Below are 26411 nucleotides of genomic sequence, written 5' to 3' on the forward strand. Positions count from 1 at the left end.
GTAAACCTTTTCAAATATATGTAGTGAAAAAGTATATATCCCCTTCTTGTTCACTACTCTTTTGAATCCGCTTTCTTTAAAGAAAAAACAATTTCTATCATTCTTAACACCTACAAGTCTATACATCTATACTTTACATCTTTTTTTCATAGTTGTGTAGCTTTTACACAAATTTGTCAGTTTTTCATCTTAAAAATTGTTATCCGTTTTCAAGACGCCTTCCTTGACTGTTGCATTGACCAATACATATACTCGAAAGAAAAGAGAAAATTTTATATAGGGGATGAATATATGGGAGAAGCAATACTCGTAAAACGAGAACCGTTATGGACGAAAGAGTTTGTTGCTTTAATTTTTGCAAACTTATGTATGTTTTTAGGGTTTCAAATGTTAATTCCAACCTTACCTGTTTATGTGAAAGAAATTGGTGGCACAAGTTCCAATATCGGATTTGTTGTCGGCATGTTTACCGTTGCGGCACTTTTTGTTAGACCGCTAACTGGGAACGCCTTGCAAAAATTCAATAAAAAAATCATTTTAATGATCGGTACTGCTATCTGTTTACTCGCTATGGGCAGTTACCTTTTCGCCTCAACTATCTTTCTCTTGCTTGCTGTTCGTATTTTACACGGAGCTGGTTTCGGTATTACAACGACTACATATGGAACTGTCGTTTCTGATTTAATTCCCTCAGCTCGCCGCGGAGAAGGCATGGGATATTTTGGCCTTTCTGGAACAATTGCAATGGCCCTCGGTCCACTTATCGGACTATGGCTTATGCAAACATATAACTTCACAATTCTTTTTTTATGTGCATTATCGTGCACAATTGTTTCATTAATATTAACGAAACTACTTCAAATCCAAAAATCGAAACAACCTCCACTACAATCATCTAGTACTTTTCTCGATGGATTTATTGAGCGTAAAGCTTTACTTCCTTCATTATTAATATTATGTATTACATTAATGTACGGAGGAATCGGAAGTTTTATCACTCTATTTGCTACAGAAGTCGGCATAGCTGATATTAGTCTCTTCTTTTTATGTAACGCACTAGCAATCGCTGTAACTCGTCCATTCTCTGGAAAGCTATATGATGCGAAAGGCCATACATTCGTCATCATTCCGGGAGTTATTATAACGTTTACAGGCATTATTTTATTGTCGTATACGACGACAATTCCGAGCTTAATTATTGCTGCAGCATGTTACGGAAGTGGTTTTGGAGCGATCCAACCTGCACTACAAGCATGGATGATTGACCGTGTAGCACCGCATCGACGCGGCGTAGCAACGGCTACATTCTTCTCCGCATTTGACCTTGGAATCGGCGCTGGAGCGATTATATTTGGATTTATTGCTCATTTTACAAACTATGCAACTGTATATCGTTACTCCTCTCTATTACTTATTGCTTTTCTCTTCATTTACATTACAAGCATAAGAAAACAAAAGCATGGCGATAAAAACACGGAAAAAGCTGCTGGATAATTCAGTGGCTTTTTTATCGTGTTAAAAGAATTATTTCCCCTCGTTTTGCTGTTATAAAACTACATGCATTTTCCTACATATTTTTTTAACTTTCATCAAAAAATATACGATGAACTCGCAGACGCTTTCCTTAATATTCGACTGAACAATATTATTCTAAAAAGTGTGATTTCTTTACAAAATTAAGATTTATACAAGATGAAAACCAATAGAACACAGCTGTTTCTTTAAGGGATTGTAAACTTTTCTTCTCTTTGTAAATTTAGTGTAAATTTTACTAGCAAACCGTTTACAGTGCCTCAAGGTTCAGTTAATAATTACATCGTACATGAAATTTAAGGAGTGGAATGCGTGGAATATAATGTTCAAGATATGATCTTCCAGTTCATTGGTGGATTAGGTATTTTCTTATTCGGGATTAAATACATGGGCGATGGACTGCAACAAGCAGCTGGAGATCGTCTTCGCGATATTCTAGATCGTTTTACAACAAATCCACTTATGGGTGTACTAGCAGGTATGTTAGTTACTGTATTAATCCAATCCAGTTCAGGAACAACTGCTTTAACAGTCGGACTTGTAAGTGCCGGATTTATGACATTAAGACAAGCAATCGGTGTTATTATGGGTGCAAACATCGGTACGACAGTTACTGCATTTATTATCGGAATTAAAATCGGAGAATATGCTCTCCCAGTTATGGCAATTGGAGCAATCTTACTATTCTTCTTTAAAAATAAAAAAGTACATTCTGTAGGTCAAGTTGTATTCGGTTTTGGTATGTTATTCTTCGGTTTAGAATTAATGAGCGCAGGTATGAAACCTCTTCGTTCTTTAGAATCATTCCAAGAATTAACAGTTAGCATGAGTGATAATCCAATTTTAGGAATTGTTGTTGGTACAGTCTTTACTTTAATTGTACAAAGTTCAAGTGCAACTATTGGTATTTTACAAGAACTATTCGGTCAAGGGGCAATCGATTTACAAGCAGCTCTTCCTGTATTATTCGGTGATAACATCGGTACAACAATTACAGCTGTATTAGCAGCAATCGGTACTTCTATTGCCGCAAGACGTGCAGCATTAGTTCACGTTATCTTTAATATTATCGGTACAATTATCTTTACAATTTTATTAGTACCATTTACAAGTTTAATTCAATATTTCCAAACATCATTAAACTTGAATCCAGAAATGACTATTGCATTTGCACACGGAACATTTAACGTAACAAATACAATCATTCAATTCCCGTTCATTGCAGTGTTAGCATGGATCGTAACAAAAATTATTCGTGGTGAAGATGCAGCGATTGACTTCAAACCACAACATTTAAATCCAATCTTTATTGAACAATCTCCAGCCATCGCTTTAACTGAAGCTCAAAAAGAGATTATCCGTATGGCTGAGTTCTCATTACATGGATTAAAAGAAGCAAATCAATTTTTAAATACACAAGACAAAAAACACGCAAACATGGCTACTCAATTAGAAGGAGCTATTAACAATTTAGATAAAAAAATTACCGAGTATTTAGTTTTACTATCAGAAAAGCCACTTTCACCTACGGATTCTGAAAAACATTCTGTTTTAGCAGGTGTTGTTGGAGATATTGAACGTGTCGGTGATCATGTAGAAAACCTTGTAGAACTTGTAGATTTCCAAATTTCAAACCGTGTTTCACTATCAGATGAAGCATTAGCTGAATTAAACGAAATGCTTGAGTTAACAATTTCAACACTGCAAGACTCAGTTGAAGCTTTAACAAACTTCGATACTGAACTAGCTCAAACTGTTATTGCAAAAGAACGCAAAATCGACCAAATGGAACGTGTTCTTCGTAAACGTCACGTATTACGTCTAAACGAACGCAGCTGTTCAGGTGATGCAAGTATCATCTTCGTCGATATGGTAAGTAACTTAGAGCGCATTGGCGATCACGCTGTAAATATCGCTGACGGTGTTTTAGGTGAACAAGGAAAAATCAATTTAAAACAATCATTATAATAAGAAAGAGACGCTAACGTAAGCGTCTCTTTTTTCATTATATTTTAACAACTGTTCTTCCTTTTAACTTTCCTTGCAATATAAGTGTAAACTTCTTCTCTAATTCTTCTAATGTACATTCTTCTATATAAGACAGTAACTCTTTATTTCCCCATTCATTCGCTAAAAGCGTCCAAACATCTCTTCTCACATCTACTGGACATTGCACGGAATCTACCCCTAAAAGGCTTATGCCCCGTAAAATAAACGGATATACCGTTGTTTGTAGTTCCTGACCTGCCACATTACCGCATGTCGTTACACAACCACCATACTTTACTGTTTTTAAAGCTGTTTCTAACATACGTCCACCTACAGTATCAATAACTCCGGCGTATATCCCTTTTAACATCGGTCTTCCTGATTCATCATTCAATTCCGCGCGATGAATCACTTTTTTCGCTCCTAGACGTAGTAGCATATCTTTCTCTTCCATTTTTCCTGTCGCTCCTACTACGTTAAACCCTAACTTACTTAATATACTAACAGCTACACTCCCTACGCCGCCTGTAGCACCCGTTACTAAAACATCTCCCATATTAGGCTTGATTCCTGCTCCAATAAGCTTATATACCGACAAAGCCGCAGTAAAACCTGCTGTCCCATACATCATACTTTCCTTTAATGACATTCCTTCTGGTAAAGGCACGACCCAAGATGATGGCACGCGAATATATTCTCCGAAACCACCAGAGGTATTCATACCTAAGTCATATCCCGTTACAATAACTTGATCTCCTACCTTAAAAGAGTTATCTTCACTACTCACAACTTCTCCTGCAGCATCAATTCCCGGCGTATGAGGATATGTTCTCGTAACACCTTTATTACCAGTAGCTGAAAGAGCATCTTTATAATTTAATGAAGAATAATGAACTTGTATGATTACGTCTCCCTCAGGTAAACTACTTACTTCTCTCTCAACAACTTTACTTACAAACTGATGATTTTCCGTTTCATTCACAACGATTGCTCGGAATAATGTATGATTCATTATGCTCTCTCCTTTATCCGTCAAATTCTTCCTTATTATATAGAAAAAATAAGTAAGCTTACTCATTTCTTCTTGGCTATATTTCAACAAATCTTACTTCCCTATCACTTTCTCATAATATATATTTTCATTTCTACTAAAAGCCCTTATACTTATTCTACATCTGACAAATAATATATAGAAAATCTGACTTTTTATAAATAAATTGAATTTTTACGAAATGTAAATGATTTGTAATGTTTTTTTTCGCTAAATTTCATTATAATAAGTGGATATGAGTGTCGTATTTCAATCCAAATGAAGGAGTACAGGAAATGGAGCAAAACCCATCTTTGCAAGAAAATACACGCAGTAACCCGAAAAAAAATAAGAAAAAAATAAAAGTTATTATAAGCGCTATACTATTCGTTTTATTAATAGGCGGCGGTTATACTTGGTTTTTAGTAAATAAAGCATCTTCTGCTGTTCGAAATGCCGCACACGATTTAGCACGCGGTGATAAATCTGATTTACGTGATAAAGCTGTTAAACCTATTACGAACAATGTCTCTGTTTTAATAATGGGTGTTGATGAAAGCGATGTCCGAGGAAAAGAATATGGTGACGCTATAAGAACAGATGCGCTTTTACTTGCAACTTTTAATAAAGATAGCAAAACTGTTAAACTATTAAGTATCCCACGTGACACATATACTTATATTCCAATAGAAAAGAAAAAAGATAAAATTACACACGCTCATGCATTCGGTTCTGCTAAAAACGGAAAAAATGGTGGACCACAAGCAAGCATTGATGCAGTTGAAAAATTAATGAATGTTCCTGTCGATTATTTTGTAAAATTCAACTTTAAATCATTTATAAAAATCGTCGATGACTTGGGCGGTGTTGAAGTTGATGTACCAGTTGAATTTACTGAGCAAGATAGCAATGATAATGCAGAGGCAATTCACCTAGAAAAAGGTGTTCAAAAGTTAAATGGCGAAGAAGCTCTTGCTCTTGCTAGAACAAGACACATCGATAGTGATGCAATGCGTGGACAACGTCAACAACTCGTTATCGAAGCTATTTTAAAGAAACTAACAAGTGTTGGTTCTGTAACAAAAGTTGGCAACATCATTGATGATATTAACGGACAATTCGTTACAAACTTAACATTTGATGATATGCTTTCATTCTATAAATATGGATCGGATTCGGAAATTGAGAAATTACAAATCCAAGGTGATGATTGCTATATGGCAAAAGGTGACGATACTTGTAGCAAATCTGCTGGTGGTGGTCGAACTTACTACTACAATCCAGATAAAAAAGAATTAGCTAATGTTACAAATGAACTTCGTACTCATCTTGGGCTACCTGCATATACAAAGTCTGACTCAAACTCTGATTCGAAAAAGACAAAAGAATCTAAGTCTGAAAATTCAAGTGAACGCGAATCAAATAACAATGAAGTGAAAAATAAGAACAAAAATAGCAGTGAAGATACAGAAACATCGTCTAATGACAATGAATAATATAGAAGCGGTTCTCTATGGAGGTAGAGAACCGCTTCTTTTTATTCTTCCAAATATAAAAATCAGAACTTTCTAACTATCTTTTTTAATATTTTTAAATTATAATAAATAGTAGCAATCTATTCCAATTATCAGGGGGCTCATACATATGAAAGCTGCAGTAAAACATAACATCTCAGATTTTAAAGACTACTTAAAATCTAACGATATATACATGGAAGAAAATATAGATGAAAATGATGGCTCTGTTCATTTTTCAGTAGGATTAGAGACTGAAGCTGGCGCAAAGATTCAACTTATCGCTGCTTTCCAAAACGAACATCCTACGGTGGATATATACTGCTTCAATGTTGCTCACGTGCCTGATGCAACATCAACAAATGATATTTTACATGTCATCAATGAATTAAATACATCTTATCGCTTTGCAAAATTCACATTAAATAAGCAAAATGCAATTGATATTTCAACATCTCTTGCATTCTCAGAACCAAACTTTAATCCAGCACTTGTCTTTGAACATACGAGAATGCTATATAAATTAGCAAATGACGAATATAAAAACTTAATGAAAGTTATTTGGGCATAAAGTAAAACTATAATCCGTTAGGTTTACGGGCAATAAATAAAAGGATGGGCTGTAAGCAGCACCATCCTTTTATTTTGATATCATATCGATCCACATTTTAACAGCAGTGCCTACAATTAAAGTGGACAATACATATTGCAGTACTTTTTGATTTAGCCTCTTCCCGACTCGTGCTCCAAGTGGCGCAGCAAATATACTGGCAACCGCAATAATTAGAGCTGGAATGATAACTACTTGCCCAGTAACCATTTTTCCTGTAGTAATCCCTATTGAGGAAATAAACGTAATAGCGATAGATGTTGCGATCGTCATGCGCAGTGGTAATTTTAAAATAACTAGCATAATGGGAACTAAAAGGAACGAACCTCCAGCTCCTATAATGCCTGAAGCTCCCCCTACAACGAACGCTAACAAGCTTGCTAACCATTTATTATACTTCACATCTCCACTATTATTTTGTTTCGGTACAAACATCATAATAGCTGCAATTGTAGCTAATGCTGCATAAACAACATTGACTGTATGTTCCTCTAATATGTTAGCACCGAAACTCCCTATGAAGCTTCCTATTAATATACTAGCTCCCATATACATAACTAACGTTTTATTCATGTCATTACTTTTCCGGTATGCCCAAGCGCCTGCAAAAGTTGCAAAGAATACTTGTACCGCTGTAATACCGCTCACTTCATGTGATGTATAGCCAGAAAATCCTAGCAATACCGGAATGTATAAGATCATCGGATAATTAATAATCGCACCGCCAATTCCAACCATTCCTGATATAAACGATCCTATAAATCCAATTATAAAAAGTAATACGACTAAGCTCATCTTACATCCCCTCCCTTCTAGAAAGAAGATGAATTAAATGAATAAGTTTACATTCCCATCCGAAGCATCTGCTAAATAAGCTCCTACTCCTGCAAACTCTACCCCTTCCATAATCTCTTCCTCTTTTAACCCTAATAAATCTACTGTCATTTGACAAGCGACAAGTTTAATCCCCTGTTCTTTCGCCAAATCGATTAAATCTGGTAAAGGCATCGCATTATGTTTTTTCATAATACCTTTAATCATCTTTGGTCCCATACCTGCAAAATTCATTTTTGATAATCCCATCTTATCCGCACCGCGTGGCATCATTTTTCCAAACACTTTTTCTATAAAAGTTTTCTTTACCTTCACATGCTCATCTTTCCTTAAAGCATTTAATCCCCAAAAAGTATGAAAAATAGTTACCTCTTGATCATACGCCGCTGCACCATTTGCAATAATATAAGCAGCCATTGCTTTATCATAATCTCCGCTAAATAAAACGATTGTTGTTTTCTTCTGTTGTTCCATGTTGTTCTCCCTCCGATTACCTATAGGGGTATTTTATCATTTATAAAAAGGCTCAAATCATGTATCCCTGTACTATACGACTTTACCTTCCCATGCTAACATACCACCTACCATATTAATTGCTTGAAAACCGTAGCTCTCTAAAAACTGAACTGCTCGTGCACTTCTTCCGCCAGAACGACAAACGATAATATACTCCTTCTTTTTATCCAACTCATGCATACGAAACTCTAATAGTCCTAGTGGAATATTACACGCTTCTGGAATTTTCCCTTCGGCTACTTCTTCTACTTCACATACGTCCACGATATTTACTGCTTCTTTACGTAACAATTTTTCTTCTAATTCTTTTGCTGTCATTTCTTTCATTTTAAAGTCCCTCCTCACAAAGCATTCATACCACCTGAAACGTTTATTACTTGCTGAAACCCTAGTTTTTTCAACATCTTTGCAGCTTGCTTACTTCTCATTCCACTTTGGCAAATAACGATTACTTCCATATTTTTATCTAACTGACCTGCTCTACTAGCTAACTCATTTAACGGGATATTCTGAAATCCTTTCATATGATTTCCTCTATATTCACCTACTGTACGAACATCGATAAGTTGTTTCCCCTTTTTTTCCACTATATTCTTTAATTCTTTTCCGCTGATATTTTGCACACCTTTCACTGGTAAAAAGCGCGAAATAACAAACCATGTAGCAAGTACAATGAAAAGCGTACTTAATATTGTGTTCATATAACTCCCCCTCTACATTTATAAAATTATTTCTTTACTACGCCTTCTTAATCCAAAATTTCAGCACATCAGCTTCTTCTACATGCTTTACGATTTCATGACCACCTTTATTTGCCCACGCTGGAATATCCTTAACTGACCCTTTATCCGTTACATGTATTTCTAACACTTCTCCAGTTTGTAGAGCATCCATTGCTCTCTTTGTTCTTACAATCGGCATTGGACATGCTAAACCTTTCGCATCTAACACTTGTTTTATATTCATCATCAATTCCTCCATTTTTTATTTATTTCATTATTCGTGCACTGCACAACGATTTGGACCAATCTCCATTTCACGCTCTTTATCCACACTTGGGTGAATTTTACCCATATTGGTTTGACGAATTTCTTCATATGCATTTGGCTGAGGTGGTAAGTTTTCTGTTACAACTTTACGGAACTCTCCCTCATCCTCAATATTTAATCCTGCATTATGCTCAAATAAATCTTTTAATTTTGCACTAACGATACCACTTTCGTTCATTTCACTTATTTTTGAATAATGAGCCGGTAACACAACTAAATTTTGAGATAGCTCTTTATATCGGCTATACAAAGTATTACGTAAATCACTCACCCAATCTTCAGCCTTACCAGCAAGATCAGGACGCCCAATTGAATCTACAAATAAAATATCGCCTGATAATAAATAAGAATCATCTACAATGAATGACGTACTTCCAATCGTATGCCCTGGTGAGTATAATGCGTCAATTACAATTTTAGTACCCCCCACCGTAATAACAGATCCTTCAACAAGCGGTTCGTATGAGAAAACAACTTCCTCTGCATCTTTTGGTGGTAACCAATACGTACCACCTACCTTTTCCGCTAACTTACGTCCTCCGGAAATATGGTCTGCATGTAAATGTGTATCCATTACATTCGTAATCGTAACGCCATGCTCTTTCGCAAATTCTTCATATGCTTCAACTGTTCTTACTGCATCAATAACTGCTGCTTCACCATTTGAAACGACCATATAAGATAAACAGCCTTTTCCAAGGCGGTTAAACTGATACATACTTCCACCATTTTTTAAATCTCCAACTTTTATAGGCTTTACATATTCACTCCAAGCCTTCATGCCACCAGCTAAATAATAAATATTTTCTAATCCAGCCTCTGTTAATTGCTCTGCTACAAATATAGAAGACCCTTCTTTTGCACATACTACTAAAACATCTTTATCTTTAGGTAATTCACTTACAATATGATCTACACCATCTAACAAGTCAAAGTAAGGTCTATTAATAGAAGAAACTTGTTTCCCTTCAATTTTCCAATTTTCATAATCCGCCTCATTACGAACATCTAAAATGAATAACTCTCCGAATAACACTTTCTCTGCCACATCTTTTGCTTGTAACGGTTTAACACTCACTCTATTACCCCCATAGGTATATTTTTATTCAAAAAAATTTATTTCTCTATATTCCCTTGCCACTCTAACATACCTGGAATGACATTTTTCACATTTGAATAACCTTTCTCTTTCAACATTTGGCAAGCTATATCACTGCGATTACCAGTTCGGCAAATAACATAAATTTGCTTCGTCTTATCTAATACTGCGCTGTCTAATTCACCTAATGGTACCGAAATGGCGGATGGAATATGACCAAAAGCAAATTCCGCTGCTTCGCGAACATCTAATACAATGCTCTCTTCTCCATGAGACAATATAGACTGTAATTCAGCATTCGTAATTGTATGTGGATATTTCACAATTTCATTCACTTCATGCTCGTTTGCTTTCCTAACATAATGCACCAATACATCATCCTCGTGTTTCGTCCCGATATATTGATGTCCTACTTTACCCGCCCAACTTTTTATATCTACCGTAGATCCTTTATCTGTTGCCTGAACTTCAATCACTTGCCCTGGTGCTAATCCTTCTATCGCCTTCTTCGTTTTCACAATCGGCATCGGACAAGCCAACCCTTTACAATCTAAACTCATATCCACTTTTATACTCATAATTGATTCCTCCACAACTTATATGCATATACCTGTAGGGGTATATTAAAATGTTTTTGAAAATCTGTCAACAATTATATTTGACAGATTATCGGCTTTTTACAAGTAATTGAACAGCTTCTTTAATTAACTCTTCATTTGAACCATTACCACTTTCAAACTGTTCACGCAAACATTGCTCTAAATTAGTCCCAACAACGAGCCCAATTGTACGATCAAGGGCAGAACGAGATGCCGTTAACTGTGTAATAACCTCTCGGCAATCTTTTCCTTCTTCCATCATACGAAGCACACCACGAACTTGACCTTCAATACGTTTCAATCTATTTTTCATATCTTGATTATATTCCATCCTATAATCACCTCATTACCATTATGTCACTATTTATAACCTATGACAATATATTATACCCTATAGGGTATTTTGTAAACCCCTATTTTTAATATTTATCTTATATGTTCACAAAACAAGAAGTGAAACCTTACTATATAGGCTTTCATTTTCCATCAAATTTTGAAGTGGAAGATGAAAAAATATTAATATACAACACATTCTGGTACTACTGTTCCGTATAATTTAAGGCCACCATCTAAGTTCTTTACCTTATATCCTTTTTCCATTAACATGCGCGCTGCAACATACCCTCTCATACCAAGTTGGCAAGTGATATATATTTCTTTGTTCATTGGCACTTCATCCAATCGATCACGTAATTCATCTAACGGAATATTAATAGAGTCTTTAATCATTCCCTGTTTTAGTTCATTAGGCTCTCGAACATCAATAAGATATCCACCATTTTTAACAATGTGATCTATTTCATGCCATTGCACTGTGTCCACAAAACCATCTACTATATTACTTGCCGCATACCCCACCATGTTTACTGGGTCTTTTGCAGAAGAAGAGGGCGGGGCATATGATAATTCTAAATCCGGCAAATCGATTACAGTTAAGTTTGCCTTCATTGCCGTTGCGATAACATCAATACGCTTATCTACACCGTCACGCCCTAACGCCTGCGCTCCATAAATTTTTCCGCTTTCTTTATTAAAAATTAATTTTATTAGCACTGGCGTAGCATTCGGATAATATCCCGCATGCGAATTCGCCTGCACATGTACTACCTCATAGGGTATATTTAATCGTTTTAATATTTTCTCATTTACGCCCGTCGAAGCAACTGTTAAATCAAAAACTTTAGCCACAGAAGTTCCCATCGTACCTTTATATAAAGAATCCGTATGACCATGAATAATATCTGCTAACATGCGACCTTGACGATTAGCTGGCCACGCTAAAGGAATCATCGTTTCTATTTCTGTAACAAAATCTTTCACTTCAATCGCATCACCAATTGCATATACATATGGGTCAGATGTTTGAAATTTCTCATTTACCTTTATCGTTCCTCTAACTCCCAATGCTAATCCTGCCTCTTTCGCTAAACTACTCTCTGGTTGTACACCAATTGCTAAAATAATCATATCTGTTTTTATAACTGAGCCACTTTTTAAACGTACAATAGCCCCGTCTTCTTCTAACGCATCTACACCATCTTCTAAAACAAGCTCAACATTGTGATTTCTCATATGTTCATGTACGTATGCTGCCATTTCATAATCGATTGGTGGCATTACTTGATTCGCCATCTCTACAAGAGTAACATCAATCCCGCGTTCGCTTAAATTCTCAACCATTTCCACTCCAATAAATCCTCCACCAATAACCGTCGCATGACGTGGTTTCTTCTCATCAATATACGCTTTTATACGATCTGTATCAGGTACATTTCGTAACGTAAACAACGCCCTCGCTTCTTCAATGCCCGGAATAGGTGGAACAATTGGTTTCGCCCCTGGTGAAAGAATCAAAACATCATATTCCTCGTTATATGTTTCATCTGTAGTTACATTCTTTATCGTAATTGTTTTCTCTTCTTTATTAATCTTTACAACTTCACTCAATACACGTATCTCTAAATTAAAACGTTTTGACATCCTTTCAACAGTTTGTACTAATAACTTTTGTCTTTCTGTAATGACACCGCCAATATAATATGGCAATCCACAGTTTGCGAACGAAATGTATTCACCGCGTTCAACCATAATAATTTCATCTTCCTCACTTAAACGACGAAGCCTTGCAGCTACTGATGCCCCGCCAGCAACTCCGCCTACTACAACAATTTTTCTAGACATATTTCAAACCTCCATGTTATTTATTATTTAATTTCCTCATGCATTAAACAAAAACCTATACCTGTATGGGTATATGATAGAGTATAAAAAATTTAATTTCAATCAATATGTCTTTCTTTCACAAATTTGAAACAAATAAAAAAGAACTTAGATACCTCCAAGTTCTTTTGCGTATAGTTCTATAACTTTCTGCACGATTAAACCAATGTATAAATACGTGTTTTGAAAATTTAAATACACCTGTATTTAAATTTTCAAAATCAATAGCTTCTTCACATAAGGTTAAATCCATTCCACGTAAAATTCTTTAATGCCACAACCTGAGAAAACGAATCCCAATGGACTCTTTTTCTACAATGATATATTTATTTTTTTCGTTGCATCTCTATCATTAATCATAACCATCTGCGTCTCGTTATTTGGCAAAAATACGATATATTTTCCCGTTCTCACATTCCTCCAAATAACTTTTCCTTCTTCGTCTGTTTTCCCTATTGAGATCCCAATTTCTTTACTGGGTTCAGGTGATTCGTCTTTCATAAGTATAATTTCAAAATCTTTTATTGGCTGTTTTTCTTTATTTTTCACGTGAAAAGTTACAGAATTAACAACCTTACTAAACTTCTTTTCATTATTTACTATATAACTAGTCATTACGATTATGACCAATACACAAAATAAAATCCATAAAAGCTTATTATATTTATTCAGACCATTTTTTAAGATTATTAAAAACATCGTCTGTCACCCGGTTTCCAGAATTCCAAGAATTACTTCCTACTGTATGGGTAGCTATTATTGTTACACCCGTATGAGAATAGTCATGATATACAGGTGCTCCACTTTGACATCCATAAGTGTCCATCCTATATGTTAAAATTCTAGGACTAGTGCCTTCAATTGGTCCATAATCTGTCCACATAGTATATTTTTCATTTCCTACTTTATCACATGGATACCCTGGAACTACTGCGAGTAATCCCTTTGGAGACTCTACATTAGTAGTTCTATATCCTAACCAACCTGTATAATCTCCAGGAGATCCATTTAATTTAATGGCTCCATAATCAAATTCCGAATCTCCATCATCAGTCCATCCACTTACTGAATAAAGCTTTGTCCAACTATAAGGCAAATACGGTGCTTGGTCTCCATTTCTACCAGGAGTCACAATAACATTTTTTGCCCATCCACCAAGCTTTTTATTGTAAACACAGTGCCCAGCTGTAAATACTGTATCTTTACTAATTAGCGCTCCTGTACACCCATAAACCTCTTGTCCATTAAATTGAATTACTAAGTGTACTATAGCCCTATAAGGATACAAAGTTGTATTAGTAACTCTAATTCGATCATCTCTTTCTATTACAGAATGTGTAAGGATATTAGATGGATAATTAAAATTACTGTCTCTTAATAAGTATCCCCAATCTTCCCCACCATGTTTTCGCCCTTCAAATGAGGGCGAAACAAGATCTTCTCCCCTTCGATCATTACTATACAATAATTGTTCTTGAAACAGTTCACGTTCTCCCTCATTTGAAACCGATGTCCACGGTACATCTTCTGCATACACCTTTTGATTCATCAAAAATACTATACAAAAAAAGATAAAAAGAACACCAAAACTATAAAGAGCCAACATATATCTTATAGAAATAAAGCTATACAACATAACTTACCTCCTATACAAGTGATAGCAAACAATTGAGGATCCCTTTATAAATTCTAGTTTTTCTTTTTTTAGAAGTCAACGTAATCAATAGTGATTATCATTATTAATTACATTGACTTAACAAAATCAAACAATTAGTCATATTATTTACTCTGCGTTCAAAAATCTGTCTCATTAAAGTTTCACCTTATTACATAAATCCATAACCTTCTTCACAATCAACTCCGCAGTATTCTCTCTCGGTGGCATCAACAAATTTGTAACTGTTCCATACACAATAGGACTTAATTCTACTTCATATCCGCCATATGCATATTCGTCTTTTGTGGGTAAATAACCAAGATATCCGTTCATATATCCACCAAAGAAAGCCAATTCATTTTGAAGGCTCTCTTTCATTGCTAAGGCAGTTTCTGAAAAAGGTTCCATCGGTATACCTGAAAACATACCATCATTAACTTGAAACAGTTGAACTTCTAAATCTATACGTAACTTCCGAATACCTTGCCTATATTTCTCTAATACGATAGCAAGCCATTCATCCGTATTCACGCCCCACTGCTTCTCGGCTAATCGAGCCATGCTTCGTATCTCATCAATTTCAGGAATATCCTTCAACTTCATTTGCATCATACTTGAAACTGTCCTTAATTTTACAATTGGACTATATGTAACTGTTGGTAACATCGTTAATACATGTCCACTAAGTATGTAAGCCATTTGTTTTAACGCTTCCCTTGAACCGCGATATTTCGCATTCACATTTCCAGCGGCACCTTGAACAATAATAACAGGGCAGTTCACTATCTGCTCTAGAATCTCTCTCGTTATTCCAGGATAATCTGCTGATAATTCATCGCTATCACCTTTTAAAACATTCGGATGCGCAGTACAAAATACTATAATCCCAGATAGCTCCTTTGTTTCAGCATTTCTGATTGCCAACATGCCAATTCGTTTATCTACAACACCCTCAATATTTGTTCCCATCTTTGCTTTTCCATCAGATGTTCTCTCTCGTCGGTTTACACCGATATCACCTGTCGTAACACCCCATCCAACTTCGCATCGTTTTAAATTGTTATTTGCAGTAACAGCACCATGTACTACATTATTTACTAAAATCATTTTATACGACTGCACTAGCGGATCATCACCGACTGTCTCTGGACCGGAATGCGTATGAGTATAAACAACCGTTATTCGCTCAAATGGCACATGAAGCCCACTTGCTACTCGCTCACGGATCATATTCGTATCTTCTACTAATATCCCAATATTATCGATACTTATAAACACAGTTTTCATTTCATCTTTTTCAAATACAAAAACTGTCCCATAAATACGCTCTTCAATATTATTTATTCCTGTCTCTCTATGATATCCGACAAAATCAATACCTACAGGCGGCGTAATATCAACCTTACATACCCCTATTTTGCTCATTTAAATCACTCCATTTCTCTATATAACTCCCTTTTTTCAAGAATAGCATATTTAACTTGGTTCCAAATAAAAAGAACGGACACAGTATCCTATGTCCGTTCTTCCCCTCACACATACTTCCGATGCACCATCTTACCATCATAAGAAAACACAACGCCCTTACTCTCCACAATGGACTCCATATGCACCGTTCTTCCCCATAGTTGATGAAGATATGGTAATACTTTTTCTAAATATTTTAAATCGAGCTCGATTCCTTCGTAACTATGTTTAATGTATAACTCTCCGTTTTTTAAGTAGTCTCCGTCTTCTACTACTAAGTATGGGAAGCCACCATTTGTACGCATATTTACGAGCTGATCACGTACATTTTCCCATTCTTTATCTATTACCTTATATTCTTTTCCTTGGCGCTGGAATAAATACATATCTTCTCTCATTACGAGATCTTTATTTAAGTAGTTTCTTAAGAAGGATACATCCCATTCGATTTCGCGTACTTCAAACATTTTGTCACGGCCAGATCCTGGTTTTACGCCTCGTCGTTTCATTTCTTCAGTCGGATTGTTGTACCGTTCTTCAATATCTTCAAAGATTTTAATACCGAGGTAGTATGGATTAATACTTGTTTTTGATGGCTGAACGACACCTGCATTTAGTTTCGCAAATTCAATTGCTTCATCAGAGGTTAAGTCCATTTCACGAAGTATGCGTTGATGCCAGTAGGATGCCCAGCCTTCGTTCATGATTTTCGTTTCAAGCTGCGGCCAAAAATATAACATTTCTTCGCGCATCATCGTTAATATATCACGCTGCCAATCTTCTAACTCACGGCTATATTCTTCAATAAAGAGAAGTAAATCCTTCTCTGGTTGCGGTGGGATTTTCTTCTTTTTACGTATATTAGAGCGCTCTTGTTTTTTATTTCGGTTATCTAAATTCCATAAATCATCGTATTGCGATACCTTTTTCTTTTCTACTTCTTCCTCTTCTAAATCATCAATACTCCATGCGAGCTTCGGACGCATAAGCGACGGATCAATATGCTCTTGAATGGCAAGTACGGCATCTAAAAATGTTTCTACCTCTGCTTTTCCATACTTATGCTCATAAGCTTTCACACGGTCCGCTGTTGCGGCCATACTCTCTACCATATCTCGCTTCGTATTTGAAAAACGAATATTATTTTTGAAGAAGTCACAGTGTGCTAAAACGTGCGCTACAATTAATTTGTTTTGAATTAAAGAGTTCGTATCTAATAAAAAGGCGTAACATGGATCAGAGTTAATAACGAGTTCGTATATTTTACTAAGTCCTAAATCGTATTGTAATTTCATTCTGAAAAATTGTTTTCCAAAACTCCAATGTGAAAACCTTGTCGGCATCCCATATGCACCAAATGTATAAATAATTTCCGCTGGACATATTTCATAACGCATCGGATAAAAATCAAGCCCAAATCCAGTCGCAATTTCCGTAATTTCCGCAATCGCATATTGCAGTGCTTTATCGTCACTTGCTCTCATTATTTTCCCTCCTTACACTTTCCCTTAAGAAAGTGTATGATGAAGAACAAGCTTTCATGAGGATTGATTGCATAATAAAAAGACACCCCCGCAAAAACGAGAATGTCTCATCTATTAACCTTCAATAATCTCCATCTTCTCCGTAATCGGAGTACGTGCTTTTCCTTCTGGCGCTTTATCGAAATAGCCGATATGAAGAATTCCAACGATACGTTGGCCTCTTGTTAAACCGATTCCTTCTATAAATAATGGATTGTAGTTTAATCCGCCTGATTTCCAAACGCAACCTAATCCGCGTTCCCAAGCAAGAAGTTGGAAGTTTTGCATGAATGCACATGTTGCAGCATAATCTTCATCACGTTGAATTTGACGCGGATCTTCATTTATATATACAACGATTTGTGCAGGCGTGCTTAAAAAACGATCTGATAAAATTTTACCGCGTTTCGCTCTTTCTTCTTCCGTAAAAGAGTTTAATACTGCATCTACTAATTTCTTGCGGCCTTCTCCGATGTATAGTTTACAATTCCATGGTTCACGGTGCTTATGATTTGGTGCCCATGTTGCATCGTTTAATAGTTCAATTAATAAATCTTTTTCTACTGCTTTGTCTGTAAATGTACGAACAGAGCGTCTTTCTTTAATCACATTAGCGATGGAAGTATATGTAGTCATATTTATCTCTCCCTTATTTTTATCTATATGTATAAGTTTATCGTCATCATTGATATTGATTTTCAATTTCGATTATACCTTAGTTTTTTACTATTAATCAATGTTTTATGTTGGAAAACTTCTAAAAACGTCATTTCATACTGTGAATAAAAAAACTTGATTTGTTCACAAGTATTTCACATTTTATGGAAATGATATGTGTACAGTTTTCTACATTATCCATCTAGGAGGAGTTTTCATGTACAAAAAAATCGCTGTTTGTATGACTATGGCAGCATTATTATGCGGGATATCCACCTTCCCTACATCCGCTGCCACACCAAAAGAAGTAACAATGCATCACCATAAACCAATTCCAGAAGAAGTGCAATCGCTAGAAAAACTCGGCTATAACAAACATGAAATTTGGAAAGCTGCTCATATTGCAAGAATTAGTAATAAAGAAATAAAAGATGTTTTAGCTTACTATAAGCAAAATAAATCTTGGGAGAAAACAGCCGAGCATTTCGGTGTAGATCCAAGTAAGCTGAAAAAGCATCATATGAATAAAGAAACAAAGCAAGCACTGCTACAACAGTTAGCAACTATGCAAAAATCCACACCTGATCAGCTAAAGCAAAAAATGAAAGAATATAACATCAAATTGCGTCATCTTACTGTGTTAACAATCATCTCTCAAAAAAGCAATACCCCTCTTGATGATGTATTAAAAATGAAAAAAGATGGAATGGACATTAAACAAATTGCCGAAAAATTAAATGTAAAAAGAGAAGATATACGAGCGGAAATGATGAAATTAGTGAAGTCTATTAAAGAACAAAAAACAAATTAAAATGCTAAAAAGGAAGAGGCTTTCACTACTCTTCCTTTTCTTTATGAACTTTCAATTTTTAAGTATAAATTCCCGTCTTTCCCAAAAACTAACACAAGTAAATGATGTAAGTTAGGGGTGAGAAAATGTTCGGTTTATCATCTAAGAAATCAAAAAAGACTAATACAAAAACACTTTGTTCTATCCCAGAATTTATACAAACCATGAAAGAATCAAGCGATTTTGTCTCTTATAACATACTTAAAGATGAAACGTTGTGCTTGTTTTATTATAAATCTGTCGTGGAAGCACTTATTATTAAACAATTCATTTTAACTCCTATAAAAAAGGAATCGGAACAAATCCAAAACATCTCTGATTTATGTAATATTATCTCTATTGAAGACATTATTACCTCCCCTTCTATTGATGATATTCGTGAAAAATTATTAGGTGGATATATTTTAATACGCTTAAAAAACAATTCGAAGCCTGATCAATATGCTTTAATTCGTGCCGAAAGTACTGTTTTAGGAAAACGATTATATAACGATACAGAAAATGAGTATAGCGTAATCGGGCCTAAAATCGGTTTCGTTGAAAACCTTGATACAAATATCCACTTATTACGCCGAAATATCGTAACGGAGCAACTCATTTTTAAAGAAGTTACCGTCGGATCTATATCAAAAACAAAAGTAGCAGTTGCTTATATAGAAGGAATTACAAATGAACAATTTGTCAACACCGCAATTCAACGGCTAGAAGACATTGACTTTGATGTCCCATTTGATTCAACTATGATTGAGCAATTTATTAGTGATAATAGCAATTCACCTTTTCCTGTTCTATTACCTACAGAACGATTAGATCGAGCTGTATTTGCATTAATTAACGGGGAAGTTTTAATTTTAACAGATGGTTCTCCATATGCTTTATCAGGACCAACAACGTTACTGGATTTTTTCATTTCACCAGAAGATTATTATTTACCGTGGATGATTGGATCGTTCTTTCGTATTATTCGTTTTTTCGGAGCTATATTTTCTCTTTTTTCCTCCGCTATTTATACAGCGGCTTTAACATATCATTATCAAATGATCCCTGCCGATCTACTAGGTCCTATTATTTTCTCGAGAGCTAACGTACCTTTTCCTCCTATTCTAGAAGCACTCTTTTTAGAAATTACAATCGAATTGCTTCGTGAAGCAGGGGCGCGTTTACCAACAAAAGTCGGACAAACGATCGGGATTGTTGGGGGGATTGTAATTGGCCAAGCATCTGTTGAAGCAGCTTTAACAAGTACAATTTTATTAATTGCAGTTGCTTTATCCGCCCTTGCATCTTTCACAACACCGACTGTAAAGATGTCTTCTACTATCCGGTTGTTACGCTTTCCGCTTATTCTCTTAGCCGGTGCATTCGGAGGATTAGGCCTCGCTGTCGGATTTGTATTTATTTTAGCTCATTTAATTAAATTAAAATCGCTTGGATCACCTTATTTGTTACCTTTATATCCATTTCGTGGTTTAGGTACAGCAGAAGGTTTTCTTCGATTACCATTTAGTCAAACGGCACAAAGACCTTCTTTTCTTAGACCAAAATCAAAATGGCGCTACAATCCAAACAAATCGAAGCAAAAACGTGATGGTAAGAATGAATGAAAAAAATTTTATTGCACCTTATCATTATCTTCTTCGTTTTACAAACTGGCTGTACACAAACGTATATAGTGGATGCACAGCGTATTATTCATATTGCTGGATTTGACATCACAAAAAACAAAAAATTCCAAGGAACTATTCTATTCCCAGAGTACACACATGGTGTAAAGTCTAAACCAGAGACGCAAACAACATCTGCCCGTTCACTTGAAACAATTGCTTCACGATTAAATGCGAAATCTCCTCACAATGTTGTTGTAGGTCAAATGCGTGTCGTCCTATTTGGAAAGGCTCTAGGGGAACGCGGAATGGGAGAGATTATTACTAACTTACAACGTGACCCAAATATCGGGCGTGATGTGCAACTAGCAATTGTAGATGGATCGGCTGAAGAGCTTTTAAATTACGGGAAAAAAAATGGGTCTTTATATATTGCTGATTTACTCGAGCAAAATATAAGAAATGAGAACATTCCACAAACTGAATTAAACATTTTTTTATATAATTATTACTCTTCTGTATGTGATGCCTATGTTCCTTATATTAAAATGGACGATAATCATTCTGTCGCTGTCAAAGGACTTGCCTTTTTAAAAGGCGATAAAGTCGTCATGTATACGGATAAAAGACATTCTGTTTTAGCAAAATTACTTATTAATCCTACGAAAAATGGACGTTACGAAGCAGCAATAAAAAAGGATAAACATAAAGGTATGGTTGTGATACAAAACTTAGCTGGGAAAAACAAATATGATATAGATCAAACTGGCGACATACCAAAAGTAAAAATCCATTTAAAATTAAATGGATTAATTAAAAACTCTCCTAATTGGATTGATTTAAGAAAAGAAACAAATATCAACTATATAAAAAAACAAATTGAACGAAATGTCGAAAAAGACTGTGAAGATTTAATAAAACAATTTCAAGAAAAGGAAATTGATCCGTTAGGAATACGAGATGAAATTAGAAGCCATACGAGAAAATGGAATATAAAACAAATTCGAAATATGTATAAAAATGTAGCGGTAGATATAAATTTAGATCTTAATATTGTACAATCTGGAATCGGAGAATAGTGAGGTGAAATAAGCAATGAATACAATGAATAAAACAAAGACAGTATCTCCATATTTTGCATTTATTTTATTGCATTCTCTCCAGATTGGTATAGGAATTCTCGGATATCAACGTGTAATTTTGAAAAATGCAGGTTATGATGCTTGGATTTCTCTTATTATTGCAGGTATTGCAACTCATATTGTACTGTTTTGTATGTTAAAAATGCTTGAAAAAGACGGAGATTTAATTAGTATTCATACAACAACCTTTGGAAAATGGGTTGGCTCTATATTTTCTGTAATTTTCACTCTTTATTGCTTATTATTTTGCCTTACTGTTCTTCGTACATATATGGAAGTGATACAAGTTTGGATTTTCCCTACCATTAAGTTATGGAAACTTACGCTTATGTTTTTATTAGTCACTTACTACATTATAAAAGGTGGCTTCCGTTCTGTGACAGGGATATGTTTTTGGGGTATTGTTCTTCCTATGTTCGTTGTATTCTTTTTAATCTATCCGATGAAGTATGCACATTTTCGTAATATTTTACCTATTTTTACACATTCACCTTTTGACATGCTTATATCTGCAAAACACTCTGCATTGGAATTTCTAGGGTTTGAAACAATTCTTATCTTTTATCCCTTTATTGAAAAAGGAAAATCTTTAAAAAGATGGGCCCATGCTGGAATTGCTTTTAGCACCTTAATTTATGTAGTTTTAGCTATCGTATCTTTTATGTATTACAGCGAGGGACAATTAAACCGTACTATTTGGCCTACTTTAACGATGTTAAAAATAATTAAAGTTCCTTTTATTCAGCGCTTTGAATATATTATTATTTTCGTTTGGTTTTTAATTATTTTACCAAACCTTTGCTTAACCATTTGGTCATCATGTCAAACGATGAAGCGTTCCTTTCATATTTCATTTAAATTTACATTACCGTTTTTTATTTTCATCATATTTTCAGCTTCTCTACTTTTCACAAACCGTGAAAGTATCAACACATTAAATACCGTACTATCTCAAGCGGGTTTATATATTGTATACGCTTATATCCCAATTTTATTTCTATTCCATTCGCTAAGATGGCGCTTCAAAAATCAGTCAAAAAAATCTTCAACCGATACACCGTAATCTCTGATACAATTTGATTAATACATTTGTAAAGGGGACAAGCGAATGAAAAAGTATGTATTTTCTTTACTTGCAGTACTAAGCTTAATTCTTGCTGGATGCGGAAGTACTGGTACAAATGACCAAAAATCTTCTGAATCAAAACAAGAAGAACATGACCACGCATCGCACACTCAGCAAGCTGACATTCAAGAGAAAACAAAAGGAGTCGACACACTTCCAACCTTCCTAGATAAGCTTGATCCACAAATGAAAGATATCTACACCGTCGCTGGACAAAATGCAGAGCTATTAGATTGGATTCCATGCTATTGTGGTTGCGGTGAAAGTGTAGGACATAAAAATAATAAAAACTGCTTTATTCGTGAAATTAAAAAGAATGGTGAAGTTGTTTGGGACTCCCATGCAACGACTTGCGTCAATTGCCTAGAAATTGCAGTTGAATCTGCTTCCATGAAACAAAAAGGAAAATCAACGCTTGAAATTCGTAACTATATCGATAATAAATACAAAGAAGGCTATGGCAAACCAACACCTACGCCAATGCCAAAAGCTTAAAAAACGAGGGAATTCCTCGTTTTTTCTTTTCATTCTCATTTTTTCTTAACAAATTCTTTCAAGTGTATTTCTCCTTACTTATCACACACTATATATAACTCTCGGTAAGGAGGGTACACAGTGCAAACATATAACGACTATGATAAAGCTCTCTATTACACGTATTGCTGTAATTGGGATAAATTACTCGTTCTCATGGTTCAAACGAACGATCAATTATTTTCTAAGCGTATTGAGCATTTTTTACACGCTTATCAATACAGCAAGGAACTGCCAGAAGTTGATAAACAATTGCAGCTCCTATTTCAATATATTGACCACGCATCCCAAAAGTCGCATGTAGAAGAAGTAGAACAAATTCAAATGTAAACTATAGCGCTATTCTCTTCCGGAGAATGGCGCTTTTTTTAAATTTTTATATCAATAAAAGTTTCTCCTCATAAAACTTTTATTGATAAACATATTTTTTCTTTCTTTTCCATACCACTTCATACTATAATTTAGTATGTAACTATTATAAGAGAGGTATAAAATATGGGACGAGAAAAAAAGCAAGAATATGCTTTACTTACCGCATGGGGAGCTTCTTTTATCGCTACACTGGGAAGTCTTTATTTTTCCGAAATCATGAAATTTGAGCCTTGTGTACTTTGTTGGTATCAACGTATTTTTATGTATCCATTCGTTTTATGGCTCGGTATCGCTGTAGCAAAAAAAGATTATCGCATCGCAAGTTATTCTTTACCAATTGCAAGTATTGGTGCTTGTATTTCTTTATATCACTATGCAATTCAAAAAGTCCCAGCGTTTTCAGCTGCTGGAGCAGCTTGCGGTCGTGTACCCTGCACCGGAGAATTTATAAACTGGTTTGGTTTTATTACAATCCCGTTTTTAGCACTTATCGGCTTTATTACAATCGCTGTTTGTAGCTTTATTGTCATCAAAAACAAATAAGGAGATGAAAGAATGAAAAAAATGCTTATATTTGGTGGTATTATTATCGCCTTGTTCGTAGCAATTTTCGCTGTCACACAAATGGAAGAAAAAAATGCTACTAGCCAAAAGATTGATAATCCTACTGAAAGTAAGACAAACGGTCCTGACTACTACACAAATAAAATCTCTCTTTCAGATCTTCAAAAGAACTTAAAAGAGAAAAAAGAAGAAACAGTATACTTTTATCAAACATCTTGCGTTCATTGCCAAAAATTATCTCCTGTCCTAGTGCCAATGGCTAAAGACTTAAACGTTGATATGAAAGTTATGGATATTGAAAAATTAGATGCTCCTTGGGATGAATATAAAATTCAAGGAACACCAACAATCATTCATTTTAAAGATGGCAAAGAAGTGAGCCGTATTAGCGGTGAACAGCCGAAAGATAAATTAAAAGAATGGCTTGAGCAAACGAAAAAGTAACTAGAAAAGGAAACTCCTTCTACACATGAAATGGGTGTAAAATCCCACACTAATGTATAAGGAGGGGGTTTTATGCCAGAAGTAAGATGTTCTGTTTCCAACTGTTCTTTTTGGGGACAAGGTAACTTTTGTCAAGCAAGTGCGATCATCGTTCAGCCTGATGCAGATGAAACTGGTCAAACTGAAAATGATTCATATACAGCTGCTGTTTTAACAAACGAGACGCTAGAAAGTTCTGTAGCAACGAGTGTAGAAACTTGTTGTCATACATTTAAGCCTAAATATTAAACAAAAAAAGCATGCGATTAATCGTATGCTTTTTACATTCCCCTCCAAAAATCATGCATAATAAAAAAGTACAAAATAACGAGAACGGCCGTCCCGCATAAGGTAATGCGCCGATATATACTCTTCTCTCCTTCCCTCGCTTTCACAAACGCCCAAATAAATCCGAAGAACAATATTAAATCAACATATGGAACATAAAAAGAAAAGACGAGAAACGCATATAAATACACGATAAATAAACAGGTCGTTACTAAAAAAACTTTAAACGCAAATTCACTTTTCATAATATAACCGCCCCCTATCTGTACTGTATTATATTCAGCAAAATACAATAGTTGCAGTTAAACTCCAAGTATAAATAAGCTACCGTCTATAAAACGGTAGCCATTACGGAACATTGTATTTCCGTTTATATATATTACTTAAAATCGAAGAAGGAATTTGCTCGTAACGAATTTTCTCTCCTGTTTCATCTATAATATACAAATTGTTTCCTATATAATATATTCCATCTTTTCGTTTTGAGTACACTGGATATCTTTCATTTGGCAATACCGTTTTCACTTTTGTTAACTGTCCATTTGGTTCTTGCCAATATATATCCGCGCGGTCTACTAGCGTAAGTACTCCAATTTGTTCTTCTTCTATTTTCCGACTATTCCAGCTCACAACGCGATAACCAAGCTTATTCGCTTCATATTCGGGGCTCGTATGAAAACGAGAAATGATTACTTTTGTTTGTAATTGTACTCTGTCATATAACCATTGTATATCCCTGTCATGCATGCGAATACAACCATTTGATTCCCTACTTCCAATCGTCCATTCCCGATTTGTCCCGTGAATCGCATATTCATTCTTATCTAGTCCAAGCCACCTCGTACCGAGAGGATTATTCGGTGCACCCCCAGGTATTTTTTTTCGATGGTATTCTTTATTTTTAAATTTAGTTATAATACAAAAGTTACCTTCAGGCGTAGGTGTACGATCTCTTCCAGTCGTTACTGGAAATGTTTTTGTATAATTTCCATTCTCAAAAAAAGACAACTGATTTGTCGTAAGATTCACTAATATTAAATGATCTGTATTAGCAAAAGCACTAACCGGTAGGATGAAAAATAATAGTATGACGAAACATAACTTTTTCAGCTATATCCCCCCTAGCGCTCACTATAATAAGTGGAGTTAAT

Annotated in this window: 30 protein-coding genes; 13 read left to right on the forward strand and 17 right to left on the reverse strand. The window is 35.2% G+C overall.

The features are described 5' to 3' along the window. The first annotated feature begins 291 nt into the window (after nucleotides 1-291). Together B9A45_RS26270 and B9A45_RS26275 are read left to right on the forward strand one after the other, a co-directional pair. Complete coding sequence (locus B9A45_RS26270) at nucleotides 292-1494, forward strand: MFS transporter (protein WP_084065622.1); 1203 nt, start codon at nucleotides 292-294, stop codon at nucleotides 1492-1494. 351 nt (nucleotides 1495-1845) lie between these two features. Further along, a complete protein-coding gene (locus B9A45_RS26275; protein ID WP_000456270.1) occupies nucleotides 1846-3501 on the forward strand; it encodes a Na/Pi cotransporter family protein in 1656 nt (551 codons plus the stop codon). Between the two features lie 37 nt (nucleotides 3502-3538). Here B9A45_RS26275 and B9A45_RS26280 read toward each other — a convergent pair whose 3' ends face one another. After that, nucleotides 3539-4534 (reverse strand): YhdH/YhfP family quinone oxidoreductase, encoded by a 996-nt coding sequence (locus B9A45_RS26280; protein WP_058840069.1) that lies wholly within the window; start codon nucleotides 4532-4534, stop codon nucleotides 3539-3541. A 314-nt stretch (nucleotides 4535-4848) separates the two neighbouring features. Here B9A45_RS26280 and B9A45_RS26285 point away from each other — a divergent pair, with 314 nt between their 5' ends. After that, nucleotides 4849-6048: an LCP family protein gene (locus B9A45_RS26285; RefSeq protein ID WP_000437430.1), complete on the forward strand. Its 1200-nt coding sequence runs from the start codon at nucleotides 4849-4851 to the stop codon at nucleotides 6046-6048. 148 nt (nucleotides 6049-6196) lie between these two features. Next, nucleotides 6197-6637 carry a hypothetical protein gene (locus tag B9A45_RS26290; protein ID WP_000642362.1) on the forward strand — a complete coding sequence of 147 codons (441 nt, stop codon included), beginning with the start codon at nucleotides 6197-6199 and terminating at the stop codon, nucleotides 6635-6637. Nucleotides 6638-6706: 69 nt separating this feature from the next. Here the strand turns inward: B9A45_RS26290 and B9A45_RS26295 are convergent, their stop codons facing one another. From B9A45_RS26295 to B9A45_RS26360, 14 genes are all read right to left on the reverse strand, one after another. Continuing rightward, entirely contained in the window at nucleotides 6707-7471 is a 765-nt protein-coding gene (locus tag B9A45_RS26295) for a sulfite exporter TauE/SafE family protein (protein WP_000060715.1), read from the reverse strand. A gap of 33 nt (nucleotides 7472-7504) precedes the next feature. Beyond that, nucleotides 7505-7984: a DsrE/DsrF/DrsH-like family protein gene (locus B9A45_RS26300; protein WP_000437728.1), complete on the reverse strand. Its 480-nt coding sequence runs from the start codon at nucleotides 7982-7984 to the stop codon at nucleotides 7505-7507. A 72-nt stretch (nucleotides 7985-8056) separates the two neighbouring features. After that, entirely contained in the window at nucleotides 8057-8353 is a 297-nt protein-coding gene (locus tag B9A45_RS26305; protein WP_084065454.1) for a rhodanese-like domain-containing protein, read from the reverse strand. Between the two features lie 14 nt (nucleotides 8354-8367). Next, the gene (locus tag B9A45_RS26310) at nucleotides 8368-8727 is read right to left on the reverse strand and encodes a rhodanese-like domain-containing protein (protein WP_063535703.1); all 360 of its coding nucleotides are present in this window, start codon (nucleotides 8725-8727) and stop codon (nucleotides 8368-8370) included. 37 nt (nucleotides 8728-8764) lie between these two features. Then, nucleotides 8765-8995 (reverse strand): sulfurtransferase TusA family protein, encoded by a 231-nt coding sequence (locus tag B9A45_RS26315; protein ID WP_084065456.1) that lies wholly within the window; start codon nucleotides 8993-8995, stop codon nucleotides 8765-8767. Between the two features lie 27 nt (nucleotides 8996-9022). Next, a complete protein-coding gene (locus tag B9A45_RS26320; RefSeq protein ID WP_084065458.1) occupies nucleotides 9023-10153 on the reverse strand; it encodes an MBL fold metallo-hydrolase in 1131 nt (376 codons plus the stop codon). A gap of 38 nt (nucleotides 10154-10191) precedes the next feature. Then, nucleotides 10192-10752, reverse strand: a complete 561-nt coding sequence (locus B9A45_RS26325) for a sulfurtransferase TusA family protein (protein ID WP_000023957.1) — start codon at nucleotides 10750-10752, stop codon at nucleotides 10192-10194. Between the two features lie 88 nt (nucleotides 10753-10840). Then, nucleotides 10841-11104 carry a metal-sensitive transcriptional regulator gene (locus tag B9A45_RS26330; protein WP_000456206.1) on the reverse strand — a complete coding sequence of 88 codons (264 nt, stop codon included), beginning with the start codon at nucleotides 11102-11104 and terminating at the stop codon, nucleotides 10841-10843. A 185-nt stretch (nucleotides 11105-11289) separates the two neighbouring features. Then, nucleotides 11290-12954: a CoA-disulfide reductase gene (gene cdr / locus B9A45_RS26335; RefSeq protein ID WP_084065461.1), complete on the reverse strand. Its 1665-nt coding sequence runs from the start codon at nucleotides 12952-12954 to the stop codon at nucleotides 11290-11292. A gap of 351 nt (nucleotides 12955-13305) precedes the next feature. Continuing rightward, nucleotides 13306-13692, reverse strand: coding sequence for a YbfJ family protein (locus B9A45_RS26340; RefSeq protein ID WP_000478588.1), 387 nt, complete (start codon nucleotides 13690-13692; stop codon nucleotides 13306-13308). Continuing rightward, entirely contained in the window at nucleotides 13658-14629 is a 972-nt protein-coding gene (locus B9A45_RS26345; protein WP_142263093.1) for a trypsin-like serine peptidase, read from the reverse strand. The genes B9A45_RS26340 and B9A45_RS26345 overlap by 35 nt, the downstream gene beginning before the upstream one ends. A gap of 174 nt (nucleotides 14630-14803) precedes the next feature. Continuing rightward, nucleotides 14804-16075, reverse strand: coding sequence for a neutral/alkaline non-lysosomal ceramidase N-terminal domain-containing protein (locus B9A45_RS26350; RefSeq protein ID WP_084065463.1), 1272 nt, complete (start codon nucleotides 16073-16075; stop codon nucleotides 14804-14806). Nucleotides 16076-16182: 107 nt separating this feature from the next. Then, nucleotides 16183-17601, reverse strand: coding sequence for a stage V sporulation protein SpoVR (gene spoVR / locus B9A45_RS26355; protein WP_001202701.1), 1419 nt, complete (start codon nucleotides 17599-17601; stop codon nucleotides 16183-16185). Between the two features lie 114 nt (nucleotides 17602-17715). Continuing rightward, entirely contained in the window at nucleotides 17716-18276 is a 561-nt protein-coding gene (locus B9A45_RS26360) for a nitroreductase family protein (protein ID WP_000214819.1), read from the reverse strand. 238 nt (nucleotides 18277-18514) lie between these two features. On the opposite strand from B9A45_RS26360, the gene B9A45_RS26365 reads away from it, so the two are divergent. From B9A45_RS26365 to B9A45_RS26405, 9 genes are all read left to right on the forward strand, one after another. Then, nucleotides 18515-19108, forward strand: a complete 594-nt coding sequence (locus B9A45_RS26365; protein WP_141531462.1) for a hypothetical protein — start codon at nucleotides 18515-18517, stop codon at nucleotides 19106-19108. Between the two features lie 125 nt (nucleotides 19109-19233). After that, nucleotides 19234-20751 carry a spore germination protein gene (locus B9A45_RS26370; RefSeq protein WP_084065467.1) on the forward strand — a complete coding sequence of 506 codons (1518 nt, stop codon included), beginning with the start codon at nucleotides 19234-19236 and terminating at the stop codon, nucleotides 20749-20751. After that, on the forward strand, nucleotides 20748-21830 hold the full coding sequence (locus B9A45_RS26375; RefSeq protein WP_000722248.1) for a Ger(x)C family spore germination protein: 1083 nt from the start codon (nucleotides 20748-20750) through the stop codon (nucleotides 21828-21830). Before B9A45_RS26370 ends, B9A45_RS26375 begins: the two co-directional genes overlap by 4 nt. A 16-nt stretch (nucleotides 21831-21846) precedes the next feature. Continuing rightward, nucleotides 21847-22956, forward strand: coding sequence for a GerAB/ArcD/ProY family transporter (locus B9A45_RS26380; protein WP_016109274.1), 1110 nt, complete (start codon nucleotides 21847-21849; stop codon nucleotides 22954-22956). A 45-nt stretch (nucleotides 22957-23001) separates the two neighbouring features. Then, nucleotides 23002-23514, forward strand: a complete 513-nt coding sequence (locus B9A45_RS26385; RefSeq protein WP_000761029.1) for a PCYCGC domain-containing protein — start codon at nucleotides 23002-23004, stop codon at nucleotides 23512-23514. Nucleotides 23515-23634: 120 nt separating this feature from the next. Beyond that, on the forward strand, nucleotides 23635-23883 hold the full coding sequence (locus tag B9A45_RS26390; RefSeq protein WP_001195459.1) for a YhdB family protein: 249 nt from the start codon (nucleotides 23635-23637) through the stop codon (nucleotides 23881-23883). A 165-nt stretch (nucleotides 23884-24048) separates the two neighbouring features. Beyond that, nucleotides 24049-24468 carry a disulfide formation protein C gene (locus B9A45_RS26395; RefSeq protein ID WP_000532264.1) on the forward strand — a complete coding sequence of 140 codons (420 nt, stop codon included), beginning with the start codon at nucleotides 24049-24051 and terminating at the stop codon, nucleotides 24466-24468. A 12-nt stretch (nucleotides 24469-24480) separates the two neighbouring features. Beyond that, on the forward strand, nucleotides 24481-24933 hold the full coding sequence (locus B9A45_RS26400; RefSeq protein ID WP_000738450.1) for a thioredoxin family protein: 453 nt from the start codon (nucleotides 24481-24483) through the stop codon (nucleotides 24931-24933). A 72-nt stretch (nucleotides 24934-25005) separates the two neighbouring features. Further along, on the forward strand, nucleotides 25006-25221 hold the full coding sequence (locus B9A45_RS26405; protein ID WP_001115481.1) for a DUF1540 domain-containing protein: 216 nt from the start codon (nucleotides 25006-25008) through the stop codon (nucleotides 25219-25221). Between the two features lie 32 nt (nucleotides 25222-25253). On the opposite strand, the gene B9A45_RS26410 is transcribed toward B9A45_RS26405, so the two are convergent. Together B9A45_RS26410 and B9A45_RS26415 are read right to left on the reverse strand one after the other, a co-directional pair. Beyond that, nucleotides 25254-25505 (reverse strand): hypothetical protein, encoded by a 252-nt coding sequence (locus tag B9A45_RS26410; RefSeq protein ID WP_000834195.1) that lies wholly within the window; start codon nucleotides 25503-25505, stop codon nucleotides 25254-25256. A 103-nt stretch (nucleotides 25506-25608) separates the two neighbouring features. Further along, complete coding sequence (locus B9A45_RS26415) at nucleotides 25609-26370, reverse strand: L,D-transpeptidase (protein WP_025118307.1); 762 nt, start codon at nucleotides 26368-26370, stop codon at nucleotides 25609-25611. Between the last annotated feature and the right edge of the window lie 41 nt (nucleotides 26371-26411).

It is taken from the genome of Bacillus sp. JKS001846 (assembly GCF_900176455.1).
In the GTDB taxonomy this organism is placed as follows: Bacteria; Bacillota; Bacilli; order Bacillales; family Bacillaceae_G; genus Bacillus_A; species Bacillus_A cereus.